The sequence below is a fragment of the Cronobacter sp. JZ38 genome (genome assembly GCF_008932145.1).
GTDB lineage: Bacteria > Pseudomonadota > Gammaproteobacteria > Enterobacterales > Enterobacteriaceae > Cronobacter > Cronobacter muytjensii.
The window spans coordinates 1054855-1081264 of record NZ_CP017662.1; the positions used below are offsets into that span (position 1 = coordinate 1054855).

A 26410-nucleotide genomic window follows, 5' to 3' on the forward strand; every position below is an offset into this window, starting at 1 on the left:
GACTCGTTATGAAAAAATCTATTGCGCTGCTCTCCGTTACGCTGGCGGCATTCTCAGGCCTTGCCCAGGCGGATGATGCAGCCATCAAGCAGTCGCTGGCCAAACTGGGTGTAGCGAACGCTGAAATTCAGCCCGCCCCGCTGGCTGGCATGAAAACCGTGCTAACCGAAAGCGGTGTTATCTATGTGACCGAGGACGGCAAGCACATTATTCAGGGCCCGCTGTATGACGTCAGTGGCGGCCAGCCGGTCAACGTGACCAACCAGATGCTGATGACCAAACTCAACGCGCTCGAAAAAGAGATGATTATCTACAAAGCGCCGCAAGAGAAACATGTCATCACCGTATTCACCGATATCACCTGCGGCTATTGCCACAAGCTGCATGAAGAGATGAAAGACTACAACGCGCTCGGCATTACGGTGCGCTACCTGGCCTTCCCGCGTCAGGGGCCGCGCAGCGAACCAGCTAAAGACATGCAGGCTATCTGGTGCGCGAAAGATCGCAACAAGGCCTTCGATAACGCGATGGGCGGCGGCAAAGTCGCGGCGGCCAGCTGCAATATCGACACTGCGAAGCATTATGAGCTCGGCGTGCAGTTTGGCGTACAGGGTACGCCTGCGATTGTGCTGAGCAACGGCGCGATGGTGCCGGGATATCAGGGGCCAAAAGAGATGAAAGCGTTCCTGGATGAGCATCAGAAACAGCTTTCGGCGAGCGGGCAGTAACGAGTGAGCAAACAGACGCAACTTCGCAGGCGTACGCCGGATGAAGCCATTTCCTTGCCCGAAAATTTACCGCCGCTGCTGCGCAGGCTCTATGCCAGCCGCGGAGTACGCAGCGCGCAGGAACTGGAGCGCAGCGTAAAAGGCATGCTGCCCTGGCAGCAATTGTGCGGTATTGAACAGGCGGTCGCGATGCTGCACAACGCGCTGCGTGAAGGGCTGCGCATTATCGTTGTGGGCGATTTTGATGCCGACGGCGCCACCAGTACGGCGTTAAGCGTGCTGGCGCTGCGCGCGCTCGGCGGCAGCAATGTGGCGTATCTGGTGCCTAACCGGTTCGATGATGGCTACGGTCTTAGCCCGGAGGTTGTCGATCAGGCCCACGCGCGCGGCGCGCAGATGATCCTCACCGTCGATAACGGCATCTCATCGCATGCGGGCGTTGCGCGCGCGCATGAGCTGGGCATTCCGGTGCTGGTCACCGATCACCACTTACCGGGCGATACGCTCCCGGCGGCGGGCGCTATTATCAACCCGAACCTCGCGGAGTGTACCTTTCCGTCGAAATCGCTTGCGGGCGTCGGCGTCGCATTTTATCTGATGCTGGCCCTGCGCGCGCATCTGCGAAGCGTCGGCTGGTTTACGGAAAAAGGCATTTCCGAGCCAAATCTTGCGGAGTTCCTCGACCTGGTGTCGCTTGGCACCGTAGCGGACGTGGTGCCGCTTGATGCCAATAACCGTATCCTTATCTGGCAAGGGCTGAGCCGCATCCGCGCCGGAAAATGTCGCCCGGGGATCCGCGCGCTGCTGGAGATAGCCAACCGCGAGGCGCACCGCCTGACGGCAAGCGATCTCGGCTTTGCGCTTGGCCCGCGTCTCAACGCGGCAGGGCGGCTGGATGATATGTCCGTCGGCGTGGCGCTCCTGCTGTGCGATAACATCGGCGAAGCCCGGATGCTGGCGAACGAACTCGACGCGCTGAACCAGACCCGTAAAGAGATTGAGCAGGGGATGCAGGCGGAGGCGCTGACGCTGTGTCAGCAACTGGAGCGCAGCGGCGAAGCGTTGCCGAGCGGGATCGCGATTTTCCATCCCGAATGGCATCAGGGCGTGGTCGGTATTCTCGCCTCGCGCATCAAAGAGCGTTTCCATCGTCCGGTTATCGCCTTTGCGCCAGCAGGCGACGGGCTACTGAAAGGTTCAGGCCGCTCCGTTCAGGGGCTGCATATGCGCGACGCGCTTGAGCGTCTCGACACGCTCTACCCCGGCATGATGCTAAAATTTGGCGGACATGCGATGGCGGCGGGGTTGTCGCTTGAAGAGGCTCGCTTCCCGGAGTTTCAACAGCGTTTCGCTGAGCTGGTTAACGAGTGGTTAGACCCAGCGATGCTGCAGGGCGAAATCTGGTCCGATGGCGCGCTCGCCCCGCAGGAGATGACGCTGGAAGTGGCGGAAATGCTGCGCGACGCAGGGCCGTGGGGACAGATGTTCCCGGAGCCGCTGTTTGACGGACGTTTTCGTATTCTTCAGCAGCGTCTGGTGGGCGAACGCCACCTGAAGCTGATGCTGGAGCCGGTCGGCGGCGGGCCGCTGCTGGATGGCATCGCGTTTAACGTCGATACCACCTGCTGGCCCGATCCAGGCGTGCGCGAAGTGGAACTCGCCTATAAGCTTGACGTTAACGAGTATCGCGGCAATCGCAGCCTGCAACTCATTATCGACCATCTCTGGCCTGTTTAGCGCCAGGATGAACTATAAAAGGCGGCGTAAATCCGGTAAACTTTCCGTTTTACGACCGCATTTTGCCCATCTTCATCACTAAAAGATTCTACAGCCATGTTTGAAATTAACCCGGTAAAGAACCGCATTCAGGACCTCACGGAGCGCTCAGACGTTCTTAGGGGGTATCTTTGACTACGATGCCAGGAAAGAGCGTCTTGAAGAAGTAAACGCCGAGCTGGAACAGCCGGACGTCTGGAACGAGCCCGAACGCGCGCAGGCGCTGGGTAAAGAGCGTTCTTCCCTTGAAGCTATCGTCGACACGCTGGACCAGATGTCCCAGGGCCTCGAGGACGTTGCGGGCCTGCTTGAGCTTGCCGTCGAAGCGGACGATGAAGAAACCTTCAACGAAGCGGTAGTCGAGCTGGATCAGCTTGAAGCCAAACTCGCGCAGCTTGAATTCCGCCGCATGTTCTCCGGTGAATATGACAACGCCGACTGCTATCTGGATATCCAGGCGGGCTCCGGCGGCACCGAGGCGCAGGACTGGGCCAGCATGCTGCTGCGTATGTATCTGCGCTGGGCCGAAGCGCGCGGTTTCAAAACCGAAATCATCGAAGAGTCCGAAGGCGAAGTGGCTGGCCTGAAATCCGCCACTATTAAAATCTCTGGCGATTACGCTTACGGCTGGCTGCGTACGGAAACCGGCGTACACCGTCTGGTGCGTAAGAGCCCGTTCGACTCCGGCGGTCGTCGCCACACCTCTTTCAGCTCTGCTTTCGTATACCCGGAAGTGGAAGATGATATTGATATCGAAATCAACCCGGCGGATCTGCGTATTGATGTTTATCGCGCGTCGGGCGCGGGCGGTCAGCACGTTAACCGTACGGAATCCGCAGTGCGTATTACCCACATTCCGACCGGTACGGTGACGCAGTGCCAGAATGACCGTTCTCAGCACAAGAACAAAGACCAGGCCATGAAGCAGATGAAGGCGAAGCTGTACGAGCTGGAAATGCAGAAGAAAAATGCTGAGAAGCAGGCCATGGAAGATAACAAGTCCGATATCGGCTGGGGCAGCCAGATCCGCTCCTACGTGCTGGACGATTCCCGTATCAAAGATCTGCGCACCGGCGTTGAGACCCGCAATACCCAGGCGGTGCTGGATGGCGATCTGGATAAATTCATCGAAGCAAGTCTGAAAGCAGGGTTATGAGGAACCAACATGTCTGAACAACAAGCACAAGGCGCAGAAGCGGCGGTCGATCTTAATAACGAACTGAAAACACGCCGCGAGAAGCTGGCTGCGCTTCGCGAAAACGGCGTCGCGTTTCCAAACGATTTTCGTCGCGACCATACCTCAGACCAACTGCACGCTGACTTCGATAGCAAAGAAAACGAAGAGCTGGAAGCGCTGAACATCGAGGTCTGCGTGGCAGGCCGCATGATGACCCGCCGTATTATGGGTAAAGCGTCTTTCGTGACGCTGCAGGACGTTGGCGGCCGCATTCAGCTGTATGTGGCGCGCGACGATCTGCCGGAAGGCGTTTACAACGAGCAGTTCAAAAAATGGGATCTCGGCGATATCCTGGGCGCGCGCGGCAAGCTGTTTAAAACCAAAACCGGCGAGCTGTCCATTCACTGCACCGAGCTGCGTCTGCTGACCAAAGCGCTGCGCCCGCTGCCGGATAAATTCCACGGCCTGCAGGATCAGGAAGCGCGTTACCGTCAGCGTTATCTCGATCTCATCGCCAATGATGAATCCCGCAACACTTTCAAAGTGCGCTCGCAGATCCTGGCAGGCATTCGTCAGTTCATGGTTGGCCGCGGCTTTATGGAAGTCGAAACCCCGATGATGCAGGTGATCCCGGGCGGCGCGTCAGCGCGTCCGTTTGTGACGCACCACAACGCGCTGGATCTCGACATGTATCTGCGTATCGCGCCTGAACTGTACCTCAAGCGTCTGGTGGTCGGCGGCTTCGAGCGCGTGTTTGAAATCAACCGCAACTTCCGTAACGAAGGCATTTCCGTGCGCCACAACCCTGAGTTCACCATGATGGAACTCTATATGGCGTACGCGGATTACAAAGATCTGATTGAGCTGACCGAGTCGCTGTTCCGCACCCTGGCGCAGGATATTCTGGGCACCACGCAGGTGCCTTACGGCGAAGAGACGTTTGATTTCGGCAAGCCGTTTGAAAAGCTGACCATGCGCGAAGCCATCAAAAAATATCGTCCTGAAACCGACATGGCGGATCTGGATGATTTTGAGAAGGCAAAAGGCATCGCTCAGTCGATCGGCATTAAAGTCGAGAAGAGCTGGGGGCTTGGCCGTCTCGTGACCGAGATCTTCGAAGAGGTTGCCGAGGCGCACCTGATTCAGCCGACCTTTATCACTGAATATCCGGCAGAGGTTTCTCCGCTGGCGCGTCGTAATGACGTTAACCCGGAAATCACTGACCGCTTTGAATTCTTCATCGGCGGACGTGAAATCGGTAACGGCTTTAGCGAGCTGAACGACGCGGAAGATCAGGCGCAGCGCTTCCAGGATCAGGTTGCCGCGAAAGACGCGGGTGACGACGAAGCGATGTTCTATGATGAAGATTACGTCACCGCCCTTGAGCACGGCCTGCCGCCAACCGCGGGTCTCGGCATCGGGATCGACCGTATGGTGATGCTGTTTACCAACAGCCACACCATTCGCGACGTGATCCTCTTCCCGGCCATGCGTCCGGTGAAATAAGCCGTCACGCTTGCCGCAAAGCCGCGCGTTCCGCAGGGAGCGCGCGGCTTTTTCATTTCTGCCAGGCCGCCGGGTTTGGGTCAACGAAACGGAGCTGCTAAGATAAGCGCCGTCAAAAGTTATCGTCTGTCATGAGGAGCTGTTTTGAGCACGGAGTGGTCGTCCGCCTTACTGAAAAAGAAAGCGATTTGCCTTATGGTTTGCCTGTTTCTCGCCGCCTGCTCCAGCAATAACTCAGGCGTTTCGGACGCAACTAGGGGAACTTACAGCGGCTCGACCTATACGGTTAAGCGCGGCGACACGCTTTACCGCATCTCCAGGATGACCGGCAGCAGCGTTGGCGAGCTGGCTCGCCTGAACGGCATCTCTCCTCCCTACACCATTGAAGTGGGCCAGCGTCTGAAGGTGAAAGGCGCGTCGGCGTCCGGTAAGAGTACGACTCGCACCGCCTCGCGTTCCACCCCGGCAAAAACGCTACCGAAAGTGGCTCCGCCGCCAGCCGGGCAGCGCTGCTGGCGCTGGCCGACATCAGGGAAAGTGGTGATGGGCTATTCCGACAGCGATGGCGGCAACAAAGGTATCGATATCGCCGGAAGTCGCGGACAGCCGATTTACGCTTCGGCGGCGGGAAGGGTTGTTTATGTTGGTAACCAACTGCGCGGTTACGGCAATCTCATCATGATTAAACATAATGAAGAATACATCACCGCCTACGCGCATAACGACACCATGCTGGTAAACAATGGTCAGCAGGTGAAAGCCGGACAGAAAATCGCAACGATGGGCAGTACTGGTGCGGATTCTGTGCGTTTGCACTTCCAGCTGCGCTATCGCGCGACAGCGATTGATCCGCTGCGCTATCTGCCGCCGCAGGGCAAATCACCGTCCTGTTAATACGGTTTCGCCCGCCAGTGCGCGGGCGGTTGCTTATAAATCCGTCAGTTAGCGTGCCAAGGGCTTGTCACCTGTAGCCCAGAGCCTATAATGCTTAACGCACCTCTTCGCGGGCGTAGTTCAATGGTAGAACGAGAGCTTCCCAAGCTCTATACGAGGGTTCGATTCCCTTCGCCCGCTCCAGAATTTTCTTTCTTTCTTTCTTTCTTGTTCACTGCGTAATGCCCCCTGTGCCACCTTGATGCAATCACATTGCTTAACCATAAGATGGTCAGCGCTATGACAGCGGCTTGATTACGCCTGTCATATAGATTGAGATCGGTGGGTAAAGCGAAGGCGCGGCATCAGCATAAACAGGCGGCGCATCGCCTGTTAGTCATGATGCCGGAAAGCGATTAATGATTTATGGTGTCCTGGCTGTCAAAGATATTCGCACGGCTGCTGGAAGAGTGGCCGTCACTGTATTGCGTATCCTGACCATCGAAAATATTGGAACGGCTACTGGAAGAGCTGCCATCACTGTATCGTGTATCCTGGCCATCAAAGATATTGGCGCGGCTGCTCGAAGAGCTACCATCGCTATTTTTCGTATCCTGGCCGCCAAAGATATTGGCTCTGCTGCTTGAGCTCCTGCCATCGCTGTATTTTGTATCCTGCCCACCAAAAATGTTAGATCGGCTGCTGGATGTTGTTCCATCGTCGTAGCGGCAATCCTCTCCACCAAAAATGTTGGCCCTGCAGCTGTCAGCCATTGCGCTATTCAGCGAACCAGCTAACAGGAAACAACCTAAAAGCAGCGTCCTTGTGTTCATAACATATCTCTGAAAAATGATGGGTGCGGGAGCCATTCTAATGCTGAATAATTAATGGCGTCACCAGAAATCTGAACCTTCAGGACCGGGCCAGATGTCTGCGTTCTCACGTTCTGAGTTTTGCACTGCTCTGTAAAAATGGCGAACAAGTCCGTTATTTTGTTATGGCGCACAATATTACGAAAGCAGCGTAAAACGGAAATTTCTGACCGGCTTATTCCGCTATGCGTTTACCTTTTATTTTTCAATTAAATTACATTGCCTTATTATCCCGCCGCGTAATTAAATGCCTGATTGCCGGGCCTGTTTTTCTTCTATAAGATTTTTCTTTTCGGAGGATAAACATGTCTGTCACTGATGCTCTGCTGGCGTATGTTCTTGCGGCGACGCTGTTAACCCTGACGCCAGGTCTGGATACGGCGCTCATTTTGCGTACCGCGGCGGCGGACGGCGGTAAAAAAGCCGTGCAGGCGGCGCTGGGTATCGACGCCGGCTGTTTTGTGTGGGGCGCGCTGGTGGCATTTGGTCTTGGGGCGCTGTTCGCGGTGTCAGAAATGGCGTATTCCCTCCTGAAATGGTGCGGTGCGGGTTATCTCTGCTGGCTCGGCATTCAGCTTCTGCTGCGTCCGCGCACCACCTTTGATCCCCGTGAGAGCAATAAAACGCGCGCGAGCAATAGCTTTTTACGCGGCATGCTTGGCAACGTGCTGAATCCGAAAATGGGCGTGTTTTATGTCTCTTTCCTGCCGCAGTTTATCCCGGCGGGGCATTCGCCGATGCTCTGGACTTTCCTGCTGGTCGGCATCCATGCGCTGATCGGTACAATCTGGTCGCTGACGCTGATTGTCGCCACCCGCTATGCGTCGGGTATATTAAAAAAACCGGGCGTGGTGAAGTGGATGGATCGCGTAACCGGTGGCGTTTTCCTGCTTTTTGCCGTCAAACTGGCATTAAGTAAACGCTGATATCGCCCTTAACCCGGGCGCGGCGGCAAGCGTCTTTTCCAAATAAGCTCTTGCTTACGTGTTTTATCGTCGCGGCGTCTCATTCTGAAAAAATGAGGCAGCACGCGACGTGGTTTTTACTATGCTGATAGTTAACGTTATCGCTGGCGTGCGCTATTAACATGGAAACTTATCCGCTCCCCGAACGGCCTGAAGAGGCCATTACCCGCCTTATTACCGCGCTGGAAAATAGCGGCGATCCCCGCCATTTTGCAAACGGCGCGCATATTCCTTTGCAACCCGATAATATCGTTGCTATCCAGCGCGGTTCGGTGTCGATGCACCGCATCATGGACAGCCTGACGATGATTGAATCGACCCGGCCGCAGTTGCTCGGCGTCACCAGTAGTCATCAGTTTAGCCAGCATTTCATGATTAAAGCGGAATCGGCTTGTAAGGCGCTCATCATTCCCCGTAGCGAATTTGAAGCGGTGATCGAGGGGCAACATCTCTGGCGTGAGTTATTACAGGTAGTCTCCTGGTACTATGACGTGCTGTACTGGAAAAGCTATCACTTCATGGGGCGACAGTCCTATACGCTCATTCGCAATTGTTTAATTGAACTCGCCGCGAAAGATGAGCGGGAGCGCGAAGAAATTAACGCCTGCGATTTTATTCGCAGCAAAACTAACCTTTCCCAGAGTTATATTCTCAAAGTGTTCAGCGACTTAAGGAAAGGCGACTATGTCGATATTTCGCGCGGACGTCTGAAAGCCATTAACAGGCTGCCCGAACGGTATTAATGTCTGAACCCCTTCCTGCCTCCCTTAAGGCGCCGCCCGCGGCAGGCGCGGCGCAGATTCCTTGTGATTGCCCTCACCAAATTTTAAACATTTACGAAATTATTTTATAACAAGCGGCTACTATGTCCCGGTTCACTTCCCGGAGATAACCATGAAAGATGTCGTCATTGTGGGGGCCGCGCGTACACCTATAGGCTGTTTTCAGGGCGCGCTGGCGAGCCGTTCCGCGGTGGAACTCGGCGCGGTCGTTATCGAGGCGCTGCTGGGGCGTACAGGCATCAATCCACAGGATGTCGATGAGGTGATCCTGGGGCAAGTGCTGACGGCAGGCGCCGGGCAGAACCCGGCGCGTCAGACCGCGCTTAACAGCGGTCTCCCGTGGTCTGTATCGGCTATCACTATTAACGACGTCTGCGGCTCCGGGCTGAAGGCGCTCCATCTGGCGACACAGGCGATTCAGTGTGGCGAGGCGGATGTGGTGATCGCGGGAGGCCAGGAGAATATGAGCCGCGCGCCGCATGTGCTGACCGAGGGCCGCACCGGCGCGCCGCCGGAAAATGGCCATCTCATCGACAGCCTGGTGCATGACGGGCTGTGGGATGCGTTTAACGACTATCACATGGGCGTGACGGCGGAAAACCTGGCGCGCGAATATAACATCAGTCGCGAGCATCAGGACGCCTGGGCGCTGGCCTCGCAGCACAAAGCGCGGGCGGCCATCGACAGCGGCCGGTTTCGTGATGAGATTGTGCCGGTGGTCATTGAGCAGTCGCAGGGCGCGCCATTGGTTGTGAATACCGATGAACAGCCCCGCGCCGACACCAGCGCGGAAGGGCTCGCGCGTTTGTCTCCCGCCTTTGCACATCCCGGCAGCGTCACGGCGGGCAACGCCTCATCGATCAACGATGGCGCTGCCGCGGTGCTGATGATGAGCGCCAGTAAAGCGCAAGCGCTTGGGCTGCCGGTGCTGGCCCGTATACGCGCCTTCGCAAGCGTCGGGGTCGATCCCGCGCTGATGGGCATCGCGCCGGTATACGCCACGCGCCGCTGTCTGGAGCGTGCGGGCTGGCGGCTTGATGATATCGATCTTATCGAAGCCAATGAGGCGTTCGCGGCGCAGACCCTCTCGGTCGGCAAGCTGCTGGAGTGGGACGAGCGCAAAGTGAACGTGAACGGCGGCGCGATTGCGCTGGGACATCCGATCGGTGCGTCCGGCTGCCGTATTCTGGTCTCGCTGGTGCATGAGATGGTAAAACGTCAGGCCCGTAAAGGGCTGGCGACGTTATGTATCGGCGGTGGTCAGGGCGTGGCGCTGGCCATCGAGCGCGATTAACCGGCCGTTTCCTTTCCTTCGTTTTTCCCCCCTCTTTTTCGGTGCGTTTTGCCGCCTACTGGCGATAAAGCGCATTTCCTTTCGCTGCTAATAATGCTGTTGACGTTATTATATCTCCCGAATCGATTGCGTTGTTGATTATTATGGTATTTGAGGTGATTCGCAATTTATTACCTAAAAAATTCGTCGTTATAATTTCACTCAAAATAAATTGTGATTCAAAACGCCTTTTTTCGGTGTTTTGTTGGTTTTTTATTGAAGTAAATCACGCGCTTTGTTTTCGTTATTTTTGAAACAAGGTAATACGATCCGGATCACTAAAATAATATTACCTAAAAATAAAATGCAGTTTCATAAAAACGAAACGTCATTTTATTAAGGGTACTCTATGTTTAAGAAAGCACTGGCGCTTGCTGTCCTCTGTGGGTCATCCTTCGCGGCACACGCGGTTACCGTCGATTTACGTCATGAGTATATTGATAGCGGCACTAACGCAGATCGCGTTGCCGTTTCACACCGTTTTGATAACGGGCTCGGTTTTTCCGTCGAAGCGAAATGGAAAACCGGCGGCGACGACCAGTCGCGTCCTTTTAATGAAGTGGTCGGCAATGGCCATGAAGATCAGATTAGCTGGCGCTGGAAGGCGACCGACGCTATCGCGGTTACCCCGGCCTTTACGATTGAAAGCGTTGATAGTAAAACCATTTATAAGCCTAACATTCACGTACAGTACAGCTTTGATAACGGCGTCTATATCGCCGCACGCTACCGTTATGAATATACCCGCGTGCCGGAAGGTAAAGATGATGACGATAAAGTTAACCGCGGCGATGCATGGGTTGGCTTTGCGTTGGGCGACTGGCGTACCGAGCTGAACTATGTTTACGCGCAGAGTGAAGAGGGCTTTACTCGTAATAACGGCAAAAAATACTCCAACGAATATAACGCTAAAGTGGCGTATAAAATTGATAAAAACTGGTCTCCTTATTTTGAAGTGGGCAATATCGGCGTGAAAGAAACCGATGAACGCCAGACGCGTTTACGTGTCGGCGTGGCATATAGCTTCTGATAATTCCCCCCTCATTTTGCCCCCACCATTACGGGGGCATTCATTCTGTTTTACTGTTTCCTGATAGCTTGCTCCTGAGCACAAGCGCACCGCCCATGCAGGGGCGGTTTTTTTTGCGTTTCGCCCAATATTATTTTCAGCAGAGTTTATCTGTAAGGTGTTCTTTATTTGTTGTGGGTTTTTAATTGCGACAAAGCGCAGCAAAAAAGCCCTCCAGGAGAGGAGGGCAAGATCAGTGATGGAAACAGGACTTTTTTTGTTATTCGACTCTCAGCATTTCACGCTGTTCGGGCAGTTTTGCAATATAGACCGCCGGCTTGCCGTCTTTATCGGTGCTGAAAAGAATAGCGTTGCCGTCCGGGGTGAAGGAGGGGTGAGGATGCGTGACCTGGCGGCTGCCTGCGAAGGTGTCCCAGGAGGTGTCGTGGCGCGCGACGCGGTAGTAGGCTTTCTTCGCGACATCAAACACATACAGATAAGGATCGTTGTCGATGGTGTAGCCGCTGGTGTCCTTCACATCCACCGGCGTGCCCGAGCCGTCGCCGACCAGTAACGTGCCGTCGAAATTGCTCATCAGGTGCGAACAGGCTGGCATCGGCATAACTTCTTCGTTCACGCCGCTGTCGGGAAGATAACGATAAATGGTGCGGCCCTGCTGACCTTTAAGATAAGAGACATAGACCAGCGCTGAGCCGTCCGGCACCCAGAATTCGTGGGTGCAACTTTCGCCTTCGGCGTGCGCTTTCACCTTGCGCACATTACTGCCGTCTTCATTCACCATCCACATGCGCGCATCCACCAGATCGTGCGGGCCTTCATGGCAGAACGCGACGGTATGGTCGTCGAACGGACGATAAATCGGGTGCCCCAGCCAGATTTTTTCTTCAAGAATGGTTTCGCTGGCACCGGTTCGCAGATCAACACGCACCAAACGGCAGTGCGGCCCCTTGTGGAAAAAATCGTGGAAGATTTTCCAGTCGCTCAGCGGCACATAGTCGCTTTTGGCTATTTCGATGCCGACCAGCCTGTTGCAGTCGCTGTTGGCGACCCAGGTGCCGTAGCCGACCCACGCTTCCGGCACGCGGTAAACATCACGCTCCTCAAGGGTGGCGAGGTTAACTTCGCGCAGCACACGATCGTTTTTCACGTAGTAGAGGAATTTGTCGTCCGGTGAGAGGAAGCCGCCAAAGGTGTTGTCTCCCGCGCCTTCGGTGAGCTGAACCGCTTCGGCCTTTTCCAGGTTAAGCAGGTAATAGTTCCAGTGTCCGTCGAACTCGCCGGCAAACAGCAGGTGGCTGCCATCGTTGAAAAAGCATTTCTGGTAGAAATAGTTGCGGTGACAGGTCACTTCCGGTGGGGTTAAACGGGTAATTTCCGCCCCGGTATCCGGATCAATGCTCACCTGATACTGAAGCTTCACCCGCATGCCTTTGGCCATACTCTGCTCCTTTTATTGCCGGCTGGCGTTCGCTGTTAACGTTTCGAAAAGTGAGTAATAAATTATCAAAACATCGTTTCAATGTGTGTGACTGCGGGCGCACTTTTACCCTGGTTTTTTCAAAAAAGCGCATTTATAGACAGTCAGCCGTATAGCAAACGGAAAATCTGACGGTAATTGGCTGCGCCTTTGTAGCCCGGGAAACGATGGGGCGCAGTAACGCATTTATTAATTAACTATTTGATTACTAATCTTTATTTGAAAATTTCTTTCAGCGGCGCGCGCAAACAAAACAAAGTAAGCGTGATCGGCTCATCAATTCTGACAATAGCCTTAATAAAAAATGAAACATTGTTTTATTTAGAATTGAAAACCTGTTTCGCTAAGTTTAAGATGATCGCATTGTTGAAAACGAAACGCTGTTTTGCTGTTTGGCAGGCAATCATTGGTCCTTCTTTCTTAACGCGTGGTCATCGTGAGATGGCGTAAAGCGACCCGTGCCGGGGCTCCTGTACGGGGCGTTTTATGGCATCGATCAGAGGTCGTTAAGAGAGGGCGTAAGCGGCAGACAGTCTTATCCCGGTCACGCCTGTTGACGCAGGCTCGATTAACAAGGAAACACACATGATTCTGGATGCATTTTCTCTTCAGGGTAAAGTCGCGATCGTTACCGGCTGCGATACCGGTCTTGGTCAGGGAATGGCGCTGGGCCTCGCGGAAGCAGGCTGCGATATTGTTGGCATTAACATTGTTGAGCCGACGGAAACCATCGAGCGCGTAACCGCGCTGGGCCGTCGTTTTCTGAGCCTGACGGCCGATCTGCGTAAAATCGACGCTATTCCTGAGCTTATCGAGCGCGCCGTGGCGGAATTCGGCCATGTCGACGTGCTGGTGAATAACGCCGGTCTGATCCGCCGCGAAGACGCGATTAACTTCAGCGAGCAGGACTGGGACGATGTCATGAACCTGAACATCAAGAGCGTGTTCTTTATGTCGCAGACCGTGGCGAAGCAGTTCATTGCCCAGGGCAACGGCGGCAAAATCATTAACATCGCGTCGATGCTCTCGTTCCAGGGCGGCATTCGGGTGCCGTCTTATACCGCGTCAAAAAGCGGCGTAATGGGTATCACCCGCCTGATGGCAAACGAGTGGGCGAAGCACAATATCAATGTGAACGCTATCGCGCCAGGTTATATGGCGACCAACAACACCCAGCAGCTGCGCGCCGACGAACAGCGCAGCGCTGAAATCCTCGACCGCATCCCGGCGGGGCGTTGGGGACTGCCGAGCGACCTGATGGGGCCGGTGGTGTTTTTAGCCTCAGGCGCGTCCGATTACATTAACGGGTACACCGTCGCCGTCGACGGCGGCTGGCTGGCGCGTTAAGCGTCACCGGTTGTGAAAAAGCCTCCCGCGTGGAGGCTTTTTTGTGGGTGACGTTTATGGTGGGTGCGCGTAGCGTACCCACCCTGGAAAATACGGAAACGGTAAGTCAGATGGTTTTGCTCCGGCTAAAAAAATCGGCCGCGTCGTTTCGCCGCAGGCCGGTGCGAGGGCATGACAATACAGGAGGTATTGTCTTGCCCGACCCGTGACCGGAGGGAAAGAGATGCGGCTCCCCCGAAGGGGCGATTTTCTGCCGGGAGCCGGGATTGCAGAGGGGGCGGCGGCGAGCCCCCTTTACACGTTCGCGTGAGGGAAAAGCACATAGGGAGAGGGTGTCATGGCGAACGGAACGCTTTCACCGACGCGACATATTTCCACACCCCGGCGATTTTCCCATCAGAGAGGGCGAAAGCACGTCAACGGCGCGCCCGCCATTTGCTGAATCGCCACTCGCCATCACACCTTCGCAAGATACAGCGCCGGCATGCCTTCAACATCAGAGGTGTAAAGTACCCACTGCTCGTCCGGCGAAAACGACGGGTGCGGGTGCGTCACCTGACGGTCGCCGTCGAGCACTTTCCATGAGGTGTCATGGCGGCACAGCGCCCGCTGCGTATTGTCGTTAAGGTTGAACAGCCAGATATAAGGATCGTTAAGACTGACCGCGCCGGTTTTGTGCGGCGCGCCGTCGCCCACCACGCGCGAGCCGTCGTGGTTGCTCATCAGGTGCGAGCACGGCGGAATAGCCATTAACTGACGGTTTTCTAACGTCGTCGGGTCGGCGGCGCAGAGATAACGCTGCGCGTCGCCCGCCTGATGCGCCACGTAACAGAGCGCCGAACCGTCTGGCACCCAGAATTCATGGGTAAAACTCTCGCCCGGCCCGTGCTGGCGCACCTTGCGCATATCGCTGCCATCTTCGTTAATCAGCCACATGCGCGCGTCTATCACATCGCGCGGGCCTTCATGACAAAACGCGACCGTCGCGTCGTCGAACGGGCGGTAAATCGGGTGCCCCAGCCAGCGTTTTTCCTGCAAAATCACCTGCCGCTCGCCGGTGGTTAAATCGATACGAATCAGCCGGCACTCGGGCTGCGTAAAATAAAAATCGCGAAATTTCTGCCAGTCAGTCAGCGGCTGCCAGTCGCTTTTTTTAATCTCAATGCCGACGAGCGCGGTGCATGCGCTGTTCGCCACCCAGGTGCCGTAGGCCACCCAGGCGTCATCCACTTCGTAAACGACACGCTCTTCAAGGCTTGCCAGGTCAAGCTGGCGCAGTTCGCGCTGGTGTTTCACATACCACAGCGCGCGGTCATCGGCTGATAAAAAACCGCCGAAGGTATTATCGCCCGCGCCTTCGGTCAGTTGCGTCGCCTGCTGCGCATCGAGATCCAGCAGGTAATAATTCCAGTGCCCTTCGAAGGCGCCGCCGAAGATCAGTTTGCGCGCGTCGCGGGTAAAGCATTTCTGGTAGAAATAGTTACGGTGGCAGACGATATGCGGGGGCGTCAGGCGAATCACCTCGTTTCCGGTGTCGCGGTCCCTGCGGGTCACAAAAGAGAGGGGAATGGTTTTGCTTTTAGCCATTACGCGTTCCTTATACCGGCAAAAAAATACCCTGCCCGCAGGGGCAGGATAGCGGGTGAGAAAACCGCCCTTAGCGCATCGCGCGCTTCAGGATGCGCTCCGCCTGGCGCTGGAATTCCGCGGCGGCGTCTTCAACGGATTTTTGACCGTAGTCGATATACTGCAGCGCGGTGCCGAACTGCGACACAATCTGCGGATCGTCAAAATATGGCGAAACCGGCAGCGTCGTCGGCAGCGACTGCGCGAGCTTCAGGCCGGATACCGACGGATCTTCATCTTTGATAACACCTGCTTCGGTCAGCTGCGCCACCGCGGCTTTGCTCAGCGGCACGCCACGCTCAAGGCCCAGCGCCGCCACACCCTCTTTACTGTTCAGTAAAAAGTTAATCAGCAGCGCGGCTTCTTTCGGGTGTTTGGTGGATTTGCCGATAGAGAGCATCTGCGCCGGTTTAAAGAACAGGCCCGCATCTTTCGCCTCCGGCAGCATCGGATAGGCGCCAAGCTCAAGTTTCGCTGGCGGCTTCAGGTTGTCGGAATATTTGGTGATGGTGGAGTTCCACATGTAGGTACCTGCCCACTCGCCCTGGATCCACGGCTTCATCTCATACATGTTGCTCTTGCCGAACGAGGCGTAGTATTTGGTGTCCGGCATCACGTGGCTGTCGATGAGCTTTTTGTACATACCGAAGAACTCGACCCACTGCTCCTTGCTGTAGGCGAATTTTTTGGTTTTTTCATCTACCGCCGGGATGTTGTATTTCTGCACCATGTAGGAATTCAGCAGCGCCAGCACATCCTGATGCTCCAGCACCACCGGGTAGTATTGCTTGCCGAGTTTCGACTCGAACGCCTTCCCGGCGGCCATCAGCTCATCCCAGGTTTTCGGGTAGGCTACGCCCGCTTTCTTCCAGGTTTCGTTGTTGAAATAGAACACGCGCGCGGTCACGGAGATCGGAATGCCGTTCAGCTTGCCGTTGACGGTGGTGGTCTTCAGCTCTTTCGGATCGAACTGGCTTAAATCAATAACGTCTTTGACCTGGTTTAAGTCGTAAAACCCGTCGCCGTTTTTCGAGAAGATTGGCAGCCAGTTCCAGTTGGTCTGCATCACATCCGGCTCGGTGCCGCCTGCAATCTGGGTGGTGAGACGGGAAAGATGGCCGTCCCAGCCGGTGTATTCCGGCTTAACGCTGATTTCCGGATGCTGTTTATGAAACGCTTCCAGCGCTTTTAAGGTCACCTGGTGACGGCCATTGCCGCCCCACCATGACATACGCAATTCGACGTTTTCCGCCGAGTGCGACGGGAACGCGCAGAGAGTGAGGGTAGAGGCTAACGCTGTGCTAACGAGGGCTTTTTTCATTATAAGACTCCTGTCAGAGAGTGAGGTTCTGTTCTGTTTTGGCGTCAAAAATATGACACTTGTTCATGTCGAACTTAAAATACACCTTGCGGTGAAGGCCCTTTTCAATCATTGGCTTAGCTTCATCGGAAGGGATGCGGCAGGTCATTTCGAAATCAGCGACCTTCAGGTAGACGAAAAACTCGTGGCCCATATTTTCCACGCGTACCATCTCGCCGGTGCCGCAGGGCTCGGCGTAAGGCGCATCGGAAATCGAGATGTATTCCGGACGGATGCCAAAATAGACCTGCTGACCGGCCCGGGCGGCTACTTTCTCCTGCTGGCGCGGCGTCAGCGCCAGGCGGTCGTCGCCGATGCAGATAAGCAGGCGTCCTGCCTCTTCCACCAGCAGGCCGGGTTTGATGTTCATCTCCGGCGCGCCGATGAAGCCCGCCACGAACATGTTTTTTGGGTAGTGGTAGAGGTTATCTGGCGTATCCACCTGCATGATGTGGCCCAGTTTCATGACGCAGATGCGGTCGCCCATGGTCATCGCTTCGGTCTGGTCATGCGTCACGTAGACCGTGGTGGCCGGTTTGCCGCTCTTTTTGAGCTGTTTGTGCAGATCGGAAATACGGATACGCATCGAGGCGCGCAGCTTGGCGTCGAGGTTCGAGAGCGGTTCATCGAACAGGAACACGTCCGGCTTTTTCACAATCGCACGGCCCACCGCCACGCGCTGCGCCTGGCCGCCGGAGAGCTGGCGCGGCAGGCGGTCGAGCAGTTCTTCAAGCTCAAGGATTTTCGCGGCTTCGTCCACCTGGCGGTTGATCTGATCTTTCGGCAGCTTGCTGAGCTTCAGGCCGAACGCCAGATTCTCGCGCACCGTCATATGCGGATAGAGCGCGTAGTTCTGGAACACCATCGCGATGCCGCGCTCTTTCGGCGCCAGGTTATTCACCAGTTTTTCGCCGATGCGCACTTCGCCGCCGCTGATGGTTTCAAGCCCGGCCAGCATGCGCAGCGTGGTGGATTTGGCGCAGCCCGACGGGCCTACGATCACCATAAACTCGCCGTCCGCGATCTTCAGGTCGATACCATGAACCGCTTTGAAGCCGTTGGAATAGACTTTTTCTAACTTATTGAAAATAACTTCAGCCATGATATTCCCCTGTTAACCTTTAATTCCGCTGCTGGCCACACCCTGTACGAAGTAACGCTGGGCCAGGAAGAAGACGATGATGGACGGCAGAATGGAGATGCTCGCCATTGCCAGAATTTCGTTCCACGGCGCGCCTTCGGTCACGTCGATGGACATTTTGAGCGCCAGCGCTATCGGGTATTTATCCACGCTGTAGACGTAAATCAGCGGCCCGATAAAGTCGTTCATCGACCACATGAACTGGAACAGCGCGACCGAAATCATGGCGGGCTTGAGGATGGGCACAACCACATACCACAGCACCTGGAACGAGTTGCAGCCGTCAATCTGCGCCGCTTCTTCCATGTCGCGCGGCACGCCGCGCAGGAACTGAATCAGCATAAAGACGAAGAACCCCTGGGTGGCGAAGGCCATCGGCAGCCAGAGCGGCAGATAGCTGTTCAGCATGCCCATCTCACGGAACATCAGATACTGCGGGATCAGCAACACGGTGCTCGGCAGCAGCATGGTGGCGATAAGCGTGGCGAACCAGAATTTCTTCCACGGGATCTCAAAGCGCGCGAAGCCGTACGCCACAATGGTGGAGGAGATAACGGTCAGCACCACTTTCGGGATCACATACTTGAACGTGTTCAGCATGTAATGGCCGAAGTTATATTCGGTGCCGGTTTTCCAGCCGTTGATAAAGCCGTCCCAGGTCGCGTGCGTCGGCCACAGGCCGAGCGTGGTAAAAATCTCGTGGTTGGGCTTAAACGATGCCGAGAACATCCACGCCAGCGGGTAGAGCATCAGCAGGCCGACAAACAGCAAAATCACGTAGCGAATCGCGCGGCTGACTTTTTCGCGACGCAGAGTGCGCGCCACTTCGCGGTCGGCGGCGCTCATCCCGGCGCGCGGCGTCAGCTGCTCTTGTTGGATATCAGCCATTTTTGCCTCCTTTATCGGCGGAGTAGAAGACCCAGTATTTCGAGGATTTAAAGGCGATAGAGGCGAAGAGCGCCACGACCAGGAACAGCACCCACGCCAGCGCCGCGCCGTAGCCCATATCGAAATATTTAAAGGCGGTGTCGTAGATATAAAGCGAGAACAGATAGGTGTAGTAAGTCGGGCCGCCGCCGGTAATGACGTAAGGGCCGGTAAACTCCTGGAACGCCTGAGTGGTCTGCATAATGAAATTAAAGAAGATAACCGGCGTAATCAGCGGCACCGTAACCTTCATAAACATCTGCCACTTCGACGCGCCGTCGATCATTGCCGCCTCATACTGCGACTGCGGCACGTTTTGCAGCGCGGCGAGGAAAATCACCATCGCCGAGCCGAACTGCCAGACGCGCAGCAGCGTGACCGACATCAGCGCCAGCGACGGCTCGCCGAGCCAGTTCACCGGGTCTAAGCCAAACACGCCGATAAAGCTGTTCAGCAGGCCGTCGATGGCGAAAAGCGCGCGCCACAGCACGGCGATAGCGACCGAGCTGCCGAGAATCGACGGAATGTAATAGGCGGTGCGAAAGAAGCCGATGCCGCGCAGTTTAAAATTCAGCACAAAGGCGATGCCGAGCGCGAAGGCGAGCTTCAGCGGAATGGTCAGGAACACATAGGCGAAGGTAACGCCCATCGATTTCCAGAAAAGATCGTCATCCATCAGCATGTAACGGTAGTTTTCGATACCGTTAAACACCGGCGGATTCATTAAATCGTACTCGGTAAAGCTGAGCACGAAAGAGGAAACAAAAGGGAAGGCCGTAAAGACTATCAACCCGATAATGTAGGGTGATATCCAGGCCAGACCCAGGAGCTTGTTTTCATTCATACATACCTACCTGGCATTAAGGGTTCATCAATCGGATTCGGGTCGAGCAACGTGCGACAGCGAAGGCGCGAGACCCGCGAACATGCGGGCGGCCTGTCTGCCGCGCTGTAAATAACGGTGTCGTGATGAAAATGCGCGATCGTAGTGTGATGAAGATCGCGACTTTTATATTTTATTGAACCGGCGTTTCTTGTTTCTAAAACAGCGTTTTAATTTATCTTATTGCTATTTATTTCGACGTCATTCGATAAATGGCGGAAATGTGATCATGGTCGAAACGCTGTTCCAGATTTTTGAAGCAGCGCTATTTTTCAGGCGGCGGGGCGATACAACTTCTGGTAGGGAGGCAAATTATCGTTTGCGCTGGCTTTTAATTATTCGCGATAATGATGAATACGGACGTATGACCTTTCTTCAGAACACGGATATGTTTTTCTTTTTTGCACAACTTTTCTTGTTTTGTCAAAGGGATACCCTTGTACGCCCGTCAATTTTCTTAATTTTATATATTTGATTGATGAAACAATTTGCCTGCATATTGTTTCATAACTAATAATTTCGACTTCATTAATAGCAGCCAATAAAGCGTCTCACTCACTATGTCATCGATAGATATTAAAAATAATCCGCTGACCCCCGCCACGGATTACCCGCTTCTTGACCGCCAGCGCACGGAGATAGATCTGATTGCGTTGATCGAGGTCCTTTTCAAATCCCGCAAAATGATCCTTTCCATCACCGCGCTGTTTATCGTCATGGGCCTGGCGGTGGCTTTTTTGCTGCCGCAGAAATGGACCAGCCAGGCGGTGGTCTCTGTACCGGAGACGCGACAGCTGATAGAGCTGCAGCGTATGCTGGTGAGTCTGCAGGTGCTGGATACGGACGCCGCGATTGATGCCGCGTCGCTGGAAAACATGTTCCTGAAAAAGTTCGATTCGCGCGCGCTGCAGGAGAAATTCCTGCGTACCTCGCCGTGGGTGCAGGAACAGGTAAAAAGCGCGCAGGGCGATACCGAAAGCCTTCAGCGCGCCATTACGATGGTGGCGCAGCGCATTAAAATGCAGTCCAATGACGATCCGAAATCGCCAACCGCCTCGCCTTACAGCTCGTGGACGCTGAGCTTTACCGCGCCGAAAGCGCAGGACGCGCAGCGCGTGCTAAAGGAGTACATCAATTACGCGGCACTGGCGGTACAGCGTGAGGTGCTGGAAAATCTGCGCACCACTATTGAGCTGAAAGTGAAATCGGAAGAAAGCCGCCTGGAGATTGAGCGTAACAACCTGAATAACGAACACAAAATTGCGATTCAGCGTCTTAATTACTCGTTGCAGGTCGCTAACGCGGCGGGCATTAAAAAGCCGGTGTACAGCAATGGGCAGGCCGTGAAGGATGACCCGGATTACTCAATCGCGCTCGGCGCAGATGGGCTTGCGCAGAAGCTGCAAATAGAGCGTTCAATCAGCGATGTCACGGCGCTTAACAGCGCCATCCAGAGCCGCGAATATCGCCTGGCGGAGCTGAAAAAACTGAATCTGGCCGAGGTGGATTTCCTGCCTTTCCACTATCAGATGACGCCGTCGCTGCCGGTGAAAAGCGACGGGCCAGGTAAAGCGCTGGTGGTTATCCTGATGGCGCTGGCGGGCTTAATTATTGCCTGTGCGACGGTGCTGATGCGCGATATGCTCGCGCAGCGCCAGGCGATGGCGGAGCGTGAGACGCACGCCGACGCGCTGCTCCCCTGACGCGCCCTCGCAGACAAAAAAGCCGCCTCTTTGGGCGGCTTTTTTACTGGCGCGGTTATTTCAAAAAATCTTCCCGCACCGGCGTAAAGGTGTCGAGCAGCGTGCCGGGCGTAATACAAACGCAGCCGTGCATGATATTCGGCTTTTTATACAGCGTGTCGCCTGCGCTGACGCGGCGGGTTTCTTCGCCGATGGTGAACTCAAATTCGCCGGAAAGCACATAGGTCAGTTGCTCATGCGGGTGGTTATGCATGGGGCCGACCGCGCCGGCGTCAAAATTGACTTCCACCGCCATCATCTTGCCGTCGTGCGCCAGAATGCGGCGGGTCACGCCGTTGCCTAAATCTTCCAGCGTGGTCTCGTTGTGATAAATAAACATGGCTCGCCTCGAATATGTGAAACGTTGTTTCATTTAATCTATCCTGGCGAGAAAAAGAAAAGAACGCGCCACGCCGGGAAATGGCGGGCAGATCACATTTGTTCCTCTTTGCGGGCATGTTATAACCCGGTGTGGACACAAGGAGGCAATGATGAAAACAGTAGGCTTGCTGGGCGGTATGAGCTGGGAATCCACGATCCCGTATTACCGCTTAATCAACGAAGGCGTGCGTGACCGTCTGGGCGGGCTGCACTCCGCACAACTGCTGCTGCACAGCGTCGATTTTCACGAGATAGAAGCCTGCCAGGCGAGCGGCGAGTGGGAAAAAGCGGGCGAGATGCTGGCGCAGGCGGCGCTGGGCCTTGAACGCGCCGGGGCGCAGGCGATTGTGCTGTGTACCAACACCATGCATAAAGTGGCGCATCAGATAGAAACGCGCTGTCCGCTGCCGTTTTTACATATCGCCGACGCCACGGGCCGCGCGATTAACGCGGCGGGGCTACGCCAGGTGGCGCTGCTCGGCACGTGCTATACCATGGAGCAGGATTTTTATCGCGCGCGGCTCAGTCAGGGCTTCGGCGTGCAGACGCTTATCCCTGACGAACCCGCACGGGCGCGCATCAATCAGATAATCTTCGAAGAGCTGTGTCTTGGTAAAATCACCGCGGAATCAAAGCGCTACTATCAGCAGCAGATTGATACCCTCGCCGGTAACGGCGCGCAGGGCGTGATTTTTGGCTGTACCGAAATCGGCCTGCTGCTGGGCGCGCAGGAGTGCCCGCTGCCGGTATTCGACACCGCCGCGCTGCATGCCGCCGACGCGGTAAATTTCATGCTGGGTGACCAGGACTCGCCAGCATCGCCTCAAGCGTTACGCTAAGTCCGGCCATCTGCTGCTGCAAATGGCGGCTGAACGCTTCCACCAGCGCGGAAGCCGGGCGGTGCAGCGGGCGGATCAGGCTGACCGTAAACGGCACCGCCACGCTGAAGCGGCGCACCACAATACCCGTCGCCGCATAATCCAGCGCGGTGAGCGGGTTGACTATCGACACGCCGACGCCCGCGCGTACCATCGCGCAGACCGACGCGGCGCTGTGGGTTTCCAGCACCATGCGCCGCTGCACGTTATGCTCCTGGAACAGCGAATCAAGCAGTTGCCGGTAGCTGTCAGCGCGCGACAGGCTGATGTAATTCTCACCGGCGAAATCCTGCGGCGTAAGCTGGGGTTTATCGGCCAGGCGATGCCCTGCGGGCAGCACGCACACTTCATTTAATGTCAGCAGCGTCTGGCGCTCGGTGCCGGCGGGCGTAGCGGTGTTTTCCGTTATCCCTAAATCGTGGCGTTGGGCGGAGAGCCACTCTTCCAGCAGCGGCGACTCCTGCGGCACGATATTCAGGCTGACTTCCGGATAGTTATCCAGAAACGGCTTTAACAGCAGCGGCAGCAGCGATTGCGAAAAGACCGGCAGGCAGGCGACGGAGAGTTCGCCCTGGCGGAACTGGCGCAGGCTTTCCGCCGCGCTGACGATGCGGTCAAGCCCGTACCAGGAACGCTGAACTTCTTCAAACAGGCGCAGCCCCTGCACCGTAGGGTGCAGCCGCCCGCGGGCGCGGGTAAAAAGCGACAGCCCGATAAGCTTTTCAAATCGCGCCAGCTCGCGGCTGACGGTGGGCTGCGAAGTGCGCAGCAGCGCCGCCGCCTCCGTAACGTTGCCCGCGGTCATGACCGCGTGGAAAATTTCGATATGGCGAAGCGTGACGCCTGGCATGGAGTTTCCTTGTTCGTAAAGCGTGAATGTTTGTCCCTCCCCACAGGGGAGAGCCCGCCTTATTGATGGCGGCGCGGGGGCGGGGCGCTTCGCGTACCCGCTCTCCAGGTCAGCGTCATACGTAGCACCGGTGCGCCTGCCTGCCCAACCGGCCAGGCGCTGTCGGCTTCGCCCTCACAAACCCATATCATATTTGCATAGACTCACGAGAAATCGATATTTTTTCTTCGTTAACGGCTATGGCGTAATAGAGGCATTAGCTTAAAGGAGCCTCGCCATGCCACGTTCTCTTTACCACACCGACAGCGCCCTGAATGCCGCTACTTTACTGCCGCTGCCCGCGCAATTTGGCGGCCCCGTCTGGGTCTATGACGCGGCTATCATCCGCGCGCAAATCGATCGCCTGCGTCAGTTCGACGTTATTCGTTTCGCCCAGAAAGCCTGCTCGAATATCCATATCCTGCGCCTGATGCGCGAGGCGGGCGTGAAAGTGGATTCCGTGTCGCTTGGCGAAATCGAGCGCGCAGTCGCGGCGGGTTACGATCCGCGCCAGCATCCGGATGACATCGTGTTTACGGCAGACGTGCTCGACGACGCGACCATCGCCCGCGTGCATGAACTGGGCGTGCCGGTTAACGCGGGCTCGGTGGATATGCTGGAACAGCTCGGCGCGGTCTCGCCTGGGCATCGCGTCTGGCTGCGTATCAACCCGGGTTTTGGTCATGGTCACAGCCAGAAAACCAATACCGGCGGCGAGAACAGCAAACATGGCATCTGGTACAGCGATCTTCCGGCGGCGCTTGAGGTTATGCAGCGTTATCAGCTGAAACTGGTCGGTATGCATATGCACATCGGCTCCGGCGTCGATTATGGCCATCTGGAGCAGGTATGCGGCGCGATGGTAAGCCAGGTGATTGAGTATGGTCAGGATCTGGACGCTATCTCCGCCGGCGGCGGGCTATCTGTTCCTTACCGGGAAGGCGACGAAACCATCGATACTGATCACTATTACGGGCTCTGGAACCGCGCACGCGAGCAGATAGCCGCGCACTTTGGTCATCCGGTTAAGCTTGAGATCGAGCCGGGCCGTTTTCTCGTGGCGGAGGCGGGCGTGCTGGTGGCCCAGGTGCGCAGCGTGAAAGAGATGGGATCGCGTCATTTCGTGCTGATCGACGCGGGCTTTAACGATCTGATGCGCCCGTCAATGTATGGCAGCTATCACCATATCTCCGCGCTGGCGGCGGATGGGCGCGATCTGCGCGATGCGCCGCTGCTGGAGACCGTGGTCGCCGGGCCGCTGTGCGAATCGGGCGATGTTTTTACCCAACAGGAGGGCGGCAAAGTGGAAACCCGCGCGCTGCCGGCGGTGCGTCCGGGCGATTATCTGGTGCTGCATGATACCGGCGCGTATGGCGCGTCGATGTCCTCGAACTACAACAGCCGTCCGCTGCTGCCGGAAGTGCTGCTGGAAAACGGCGAGGCGCGCACTATTCGCCGCCGTCAGACTATTGAGGAGTTACTGGCGCTTGAGCGCTTTTAACGGCGCGGCGGCGTAGGGCCCCGGCGCGACAGAGTCCCGCAACACCAGCGTGCCGGTAAACGGCGGGATTGCGGCGAGCGGCTCGTCGCGCGACAGCCGGATCGCGCTGTCAATCGCGGTCGTTATCATATCTTCAATCGGCAGACAGACCGTCGAGAGCCCGGGTTCAAGCCACGCGGCGCTCGGCGCGTCGTCAAAGCCGAACAGCGATACATCCTGCGGAATGCGCAGGCCCGCCCGGTAAAGCGCTTTCGAGGCGCCCAGCGCCATATCGTCATTGCAGGCGAAAAGCGCGGTGAAGCGCACGCCACTTTCCAGCAGATCCCGACAACGCGCATGGCCGCCGCTCATGGTGGAATCGCCATTTTTAATCAGCGCCTCGTCGCCGGCGATGCCGTGTTTTTCCAGCGCGCGGCGGTAGCCCAGCAGGCGCGCCTGACCGGTGGGCGTGGCGAGCGACACCGTAATGCAGGCTATCTCCCTGTGCCCCTGTTCAATCAGGTATTCCACCGCCCGGAACGCGGCGTCCTGCTGTTCAAAAAAAACGCAGCGCTCACGCGCCTGGCTGACGTCACGGTTGATGATAACCAGCGGCACGGGGGTGTGATGAATAAGCTCCATAATCGCGTTTTCACTCATATGGCGGGTGTAGAGCACGATGGCGTCGCACTGGCGGTCTGCCAGCATCTGCACGGCTTCCAGCTCGCGCGCGGGCGTGTCGTGGCCGTCGGTGACGATAAGCTGTTTGCCGTGCGTTTCGGTCTGCCGCGACGCCTGCTGCAACAGACGCCCGAAGTAGAAGCCGTTAAAGCTTGAAACCACCAGACCAATACTGTTGCTGGTGCGGTGCGCAAGCGATCGGGCCAGCAGGTTAGGGCGGTATCCCAACTCCTCCATGGCGCGAAAAACCTGCGTGCGGGTGCTTTCTTTGACCTGGCCGGTGTTATTCAGCACGCGTGATACGGTCGCTTTGGAAACGCCAGCCCGCAGTGAAACATCCCGCATTGTTACCATTCCCTTACGCTCCCGTTGCCATCGCTATTCGAAGGAGTTTAACACACAAGCCGGACGGTAAAGGGGGCGGGCGCGCCGCGCTCTGTCGCCAGGTCGCTGATAGGATTTTATAAAGTTCTGGTATGCCAAATATTGCCGTTTTGATTATTTGGAATGCCAATCTTCGTTTGTGCGAGAAGTGTCACAGATAATTGCGCGTGGC

Annotated in this window: 24 protein-coding genes and 1 tRNA gene; 16 read left to right on the forward strand and 9 right to left on the reverse strand. The window is 56.1% G+C overall.

Annotated features, from left to right (window positions below; all coding sequences use genetic code 11):
* Positions 1-8 precede the first annotated feature (8 nt).
* The 11 genes from dsbC to BJP61_RS05030 all read left to right on the forward strand — a co-directional run bounded on the left by dsbC (position 9) and on the right by BJP61_RS05030 (position 11042).
* The gene (dsbC, locus tag BJP61_RS04980; RefSeq protein ID WP_171997920.1) at positions 9-728 is read left to right on the forward strand and encodes a bifunctional protein-disulfide isomerase/oxidoreductase DsbC; all 720 of its coding nucleotides are present in this window, start codon (positions 9-11) and stop codon (positions 726-728) included.
* Positions 729-731: 3 nt separating this feature from the next.
* A complete protein-coding gene (gene recJ, locus BJP61_RS04985; protein WP_171997921.1) occupies positions 732-2465 on the forward strand; it encodes a single-stranded-DNA-specific exonuclease RecJ in 1734 nt (577 codons plus the stop codon).
* Between the two features lie 96 nt (positions 2466-2561).
* A protein-coding gene (gene prfB, locus BJP61_RS04990; RefSeq protein WP_144420883.1) for a peptide chain release factor 2 occupies positions 2562-3660 on the forward strand; the annotation gives its coding sequence in 2 pieces (ribosomal slippage) (positions 2562-2636 and positions 2638-3660; 1098 coding nt in all).
* A gap of 9 nt (positions 3661-3669) precedes the next feature.
* Entirely contained in the window at positions 3670-5187 is a 1518-nt protein-coding gene (gene lysS / locus BJP61_RS04995; RefSeq protein ID WP_038868019.1) for a lysine--tRNA ligase, read from the forward strand.
* Between the two features lie 195 nt (positions 5188-5382).
* Positions 5383-6081, forward strand: coding sequence for an amidase activator ActS (gene actS / locus BJP61_RS05000; RefSeq protein ID WP_171999241.1), 699 nt, complete (start codon positions 5383-5385; stop codon positions 6079-6081).
* A 109-nt stretch (positions 6082-6190) separates the two neighbouring features.
* A tRNA-Gly gene (locus BJP61_RS05005) sits at positions 6191-6264 on the forward strand.
* Between the two features lie 215 nt (positions 6265-6479).
* The gene (locus BJP61_RS05010) at positions 6480-6707 is read left to right on the forward strand and encodes a hypothetical protein (RefSeq protein ID WP_171997922.1); all 228 of its coding nucleotides are present in this window, start codon (positions 6480-6482) and stop codon (positions 6705-6707) included.
* Positions 6708-7237: 530 nt separating this feature from the next.
* Positions 7238-7858, forward strand: a complete 621-nt coding sequence (locus BJP61_RS05015) for a LysE family translocator (RefSeq protein WP_038868025.1) — start codon at positions 7238-7240, stop codon at positions 7856-7858.
* Positions 7859-8019: 161 nt separating this feature from the next.
* Entirely contained in the window at positions 8020-8640 is a 621-nt protein-coding gene (locus tag BJP61_RS05020) for a helix-turn-helix domain-containing protein (protein ID WP_171997923.1), read from the forward strand.
* A gap of 151 nt (positions 8641-8791) precedes the next feature.
* Positions 8792-9973 (forward strand): acetyl-CoA C-acetyltransferase, encoded by a 1182-nt coding sequence (locus BJP61_RS05025; RefSeq protein ID WP_171997924.1) that lies wholly within the window; start codon positions 8792-8794, stop codon positions 9971-9973.
* 388 nt (positions 9974-10361) lie between these two features.
* Entirely contained in the window at positions 10362-11042 is a 681-nt protein-coding gene (locus BJP61_RS05030; protein ID WP_038868032.1) for an oligogalacturonate-specific porin KdgM family protein, read from the forward strand.
* Positions 11043-11301: 259 nt separating this feature from the next.
* Here the strand turns inward: BJP61_RS05030 and BJP61_RS05035 are convergent, their stop codons facing one another.
* Complete coding sequence (locus BJP61_RS05035) at positions 11302-12480, reverse strand: oligogalacturonate lyase family protein (protein ID WP_038868034.1); 1179 nt, start codon at positions 12478-12480, stop codon at positions 11302-11304.
* 624 nt (positions 12481-13104) lie between these two features.
* Between BJP61_RS05035 and kduD the strand changes: the two genes are divergently transcribed.
* Entirely contained in the window at positions 13105-13866 is a 762-nt protein-coding gene (gene kduD, locus BJP61_RS05040; RefSeq protein WP_038868035.1) for a 2-dehydro-3-deoxy-D-gluconate 5-dehydrogenase KduD, read from the forward strand.
* A gap of 456 nt (positions 13867-14322) precedes the next feature.
* On the opposite strand, the gene BJP61_RS05045 is transcribed toward kduD, so the two are convergent.
* The 5 genes from BJP61_RS05045 to BJP61_RS05065 all read right to left on the reverse strand — a co-directional run bounded on the left by BJP61_RS05045 (position 14323) and on the right by BJP61_RS05065 (position 19764).
* Entirely contained in the window at positions 14323-15453 is a 1131-nt protein-coding gene (locus tag BJP61_RS05045; protein ID WP_075193730.1) for an oligogalacturonate lyase family protein, read from the reverse strand.
* 70 nt (positions 15454-15523) lie between these two features.
* Positions 15524-16813, reverse strand: coding sequence for an ABC transporter substrate-binding protein (locus tag BJP61_RS05050; RefSeq protein ID WP_038868039.1), 1290 nt, complete (start codon positions 16811-16813; stop codon positions 15524-15526).
* Positions 16814-16826: 13 nt separating this feature from the next.
* Positions 16827-17954, reverse strand: a complete 1128-nt coding sequence (locus BJP61_RS05055) for an ABC transporter ATP-binding protein (RefSeq protein ID WP_075193728.1) — start codon at positions 17952-17954, stop codon at positions 16827-16829.
* A gap of 12 nt (positions 17955-17966) precedes the next feature.
* Positions 17967-18881, reverse strand: coding sequence for a carbohydrate ABC transporter permease (locus BJP61_RS05060; protein WP_038868043.1), 915 nt, complete (start codon positions 18879-18881; stop codon positions 17967-17969).
* Entirely contained in the window at positions 18874-19764 is an 891-nt protein-coding gene (locus tag BJP61_RS05065) for a sugar ABC transporter permease (RefSeq protein ID WP_007663765.1), read from the reverse strand. The genes BJP61_RS05060 and BJP61_RS05065 overlap by 8 nt, the downstream gene beginning before the upstream one ends.
* Before the next feature lie 268 nt (positions 19765-20032).
* On the opposite strand from BJP61_RS05065, the gene BJP61_RS05070 reads away from it, so the two are divergent.
* Positions 20033-20278, forward strand: a complete 246-nt coding sequence (locus tag BJP61_RS05070; protein WP_171997497.1) for a hypothetical protein — start codon at positions 20033-20035, stop codon at positions 20276-20278.
* Between the two features lie 85 nt (positions 20279-20363).
* Entirely contained in the window at positions 20364-21506 is a 1143-nt protein-coding gene (wzz(fepE), locus tag BJP61_RS05075) for an LPS O-antigen length regulator Wzz(fepE) (RefSeq protein WP_161579699.1), read from the forward strand.
* 55 nt (positions 21507-21561) lie between these two features.
* Here the strand turns inward: wzz(fepE) and BJP61_RS05080 are convergent, their stop codons facing one another.
* Positions 21562-21885, reverse strand: coding sequence for a cupin domain-containing protein (locus BJP61_RS05080; RefSeq protein WP_038868047.1), 324 nt, complete (start codon positions 21883-21885; stop codon positions 21562-21564).
* 151 nt (positions 21886-22036) lie between these two features.
* Here BJP61_RS05080 and BJP61_RS05085 point away from each other — a divergent pair, with 151 nt between their 5' ends.
* On the forward strand, positions 22037-22765 hold the full coding sequence (locus BJP61_RS05085; RefSeq protein ID WP_171999243.1) for an aspartate/glutamate racemase: 729 nt from the start codon (positions 22037-22039) through the stop codon (positions 22763-22765).
* On the opposite strand, the gene BJP61_RS05090 is transcribed toward BJP61_RS05085, so the two are convergent.
* On the reverse strand, positions 22716-23654 hold the full coding sequence (locus BJP61_RS05090; protein ID WP_075193725.1) for a LysR family transcriptional regulator: 939 nt from the start codon (positions 23652-23654) through the stop codon (positions 22716-22718). The two genes, BJP61_RS05085 and BJP61_RS05090, sit on opposite strands and share 50 nt — an antisense overlap.
* 277 nt (positions 23655-23931) lie before the next feature.
* Here BJP61_RS05090 and lysA point away from each other — a divergent pair, with 277 nt between their 5' ends.
* A complete protein-coding gene (lysA, locus tag BJP61_RS05095; protein WP_171997925.1) occupies positions 23932-25194 on the forward strand; it encodes a diaminopimelate decarboxylase in 1263 nt (420 codons plus the stop codon).
* Here lysA and BJP61_RS05100 read toward each other — a convergent pair.
* A complete protein-coding gene (locus BJP61_RS05100) occupies positions 25171-26208 on the reverse strand; it encodes a LacI family DNA-binding transcriptional regulator (protein ID WP_171997926.1) in 1038 nt (345 codons plus the stop codon). The two genes, lysA and BJP61_RS05100, sit on opposite strands and share 24 nt — an antisense overlap.
* Between the last annotated feature and the right edge of the window lie 202 nt (positions 26209-26410).

Excerpts from the sequence above, each read along its gene's own strand:
- BJP61_RS05080 (WP_038868047.1), bottom strand. The coding sequence starts at position 21,885 with ATGTTTATTTATCACAACGAGACCACGCTGGAAGATTTAGGCAACGGC.
- BJP61_RS05025 (WP_171997924.1), top strand. The coding sequence starts at position 8,792 with ATGAAAGATGTCGTCATTGTGGGGGCCGCGCGTACACCTATAGGCTGT.
- BJP61_RS05085 (WP_171999243.1), top strand. The coding sequence starts at position 22,037 with ATGAAAACAGTAGGCTTGCTGGGCGGTATGAGCTGGGAATCCACGATC.
- BJP61_RS05035 (WP_038868034.1), bottom strand. The coding sequence starts at position 12,480 with ATGGCCAAAGGCATGCGGGTGAAGCTTCAGTATCAGGTGAGCATTGAT.
- BJP61_RS05010 (WP_171997922.1), top strand. The coding sequence starts at position 6,480 with ATGATTTATGGTGTCCTGGCTGTCAAAGATATTCGCACGGCTGCTGGA.
- actS (WP_171999241.1), top strand. The coding sequence starts at position 5,383 with ATGGTTTGCCTGTTTCTCGCCGCCTGCTCCAGCAATAACTCAGGCGTT.
- BJP61_RS05060 (WP_038868043.1), bottom strand. The coding sequence starts at position 18,881 with ATGGCTGATATCCAACAAGAGCAGCTGACGCCGCGCGCCGGGATGAGC.
- BJP61_RS05050 (WP_038868039.1), bottom strand. The coding sequence starts at position 16,813 with ATGAAAAAAGCCCTCGTTAGCACAGCGTTAGCCTCTACCCTCACTCTC.
- BJP61_RS05070 (WP_171997497.1), top strand. The coding sequence starts at position 20,033 with ATGGTCGAAACGCTGTTCCAGATTTTTGAAGCAGCGCTATTTTTCAGG.
- lysA (WP_171997925.1), top strand. The coding sequence starts at position 23,932 with ATGCCACGTTCTCTTTACCACACCGACAGCGCCCTGAATGCCGCTACT.
- BJP61_RS05045 (WP_075193730.1), bottom strand. The coding sequence starts at position 15,453 with ATGGCTAAAAGCAAAACCATTCCCCTCTCTTTTGTGACCCGCAGGGAC.
- BJP61_RS05015 (WP_038868025.1), top strand. The coding sequence starts at position 7,238 with ATGTCTGTCACTGATGCTCTGCTGGCGTATGTTCTTGCGGCGACGCTG.
- lysS (WP_038868019.1), top strand. The coding sequence starts at position 3,670 with ATGTCTGAACAACAAGCACAAGGCGCAGAAGCGGCGGTCGATCTTAAT.
- BJP61_RS05030 (WP_038868032.1), top strand. The coding sequence starts at position 10,362 with ATGTTTAAGAAAGCACTGGCGCTTGCTGTCCTCTGTGGGTCATCCTTC.
- BJP61_RS05055 (WP_075193728.1), bottom strand. The coding sequence starts at position 17,954 with ATGGCTGAAGTTATTTTCAATAAGTTAGAAAAAGTCTATTCCAACGGC.
- dsbC (WP_171997920.1), top strand. The coding sequence starts at position 9 with ATGAAAAAATCTATTGCGCTGCTCTCCGTTACGCTGGCGGCATTCTCA.
- BJP61_RS05065 (WP_007663765.1), bottom strand. The coding sequence starts at position 19,764 with ATGAATGAAAACAAGCTCCTGGGTCTGGCCTGGATATCACCCTACATT.
- BJP61_RS05020 (WP_171997923.1), top strand. The coding sequence starts at position 8,020 with ATGGAAACTTATCCGCTCCCCGAACGGCCTGAAGAGGCCATTACCCGC.
- kduD (WP_038868035.1), top strand. The coding sequence starts at position 13,105 with ATGATTCTGGATGCATTTTCTCTTCAGGGTAAAGTCGCGATCGTTACC.
- BJP61_RS05100 (WP_171997926.1), bottom strand. The coding sequence starts at position 26,208 with ATGGTAACAATGCGGGATGTTTCACTGCGGGCTGGCGTTTCCAAAGCG.
- BJP61_RS05090 (WP_075193725.1), bottom strand. The coding sequence starts at position 23,654 with ATGCCAGGCGTCACGCTTCGCCATATCGAAATTTTCCACGCGGTCATG.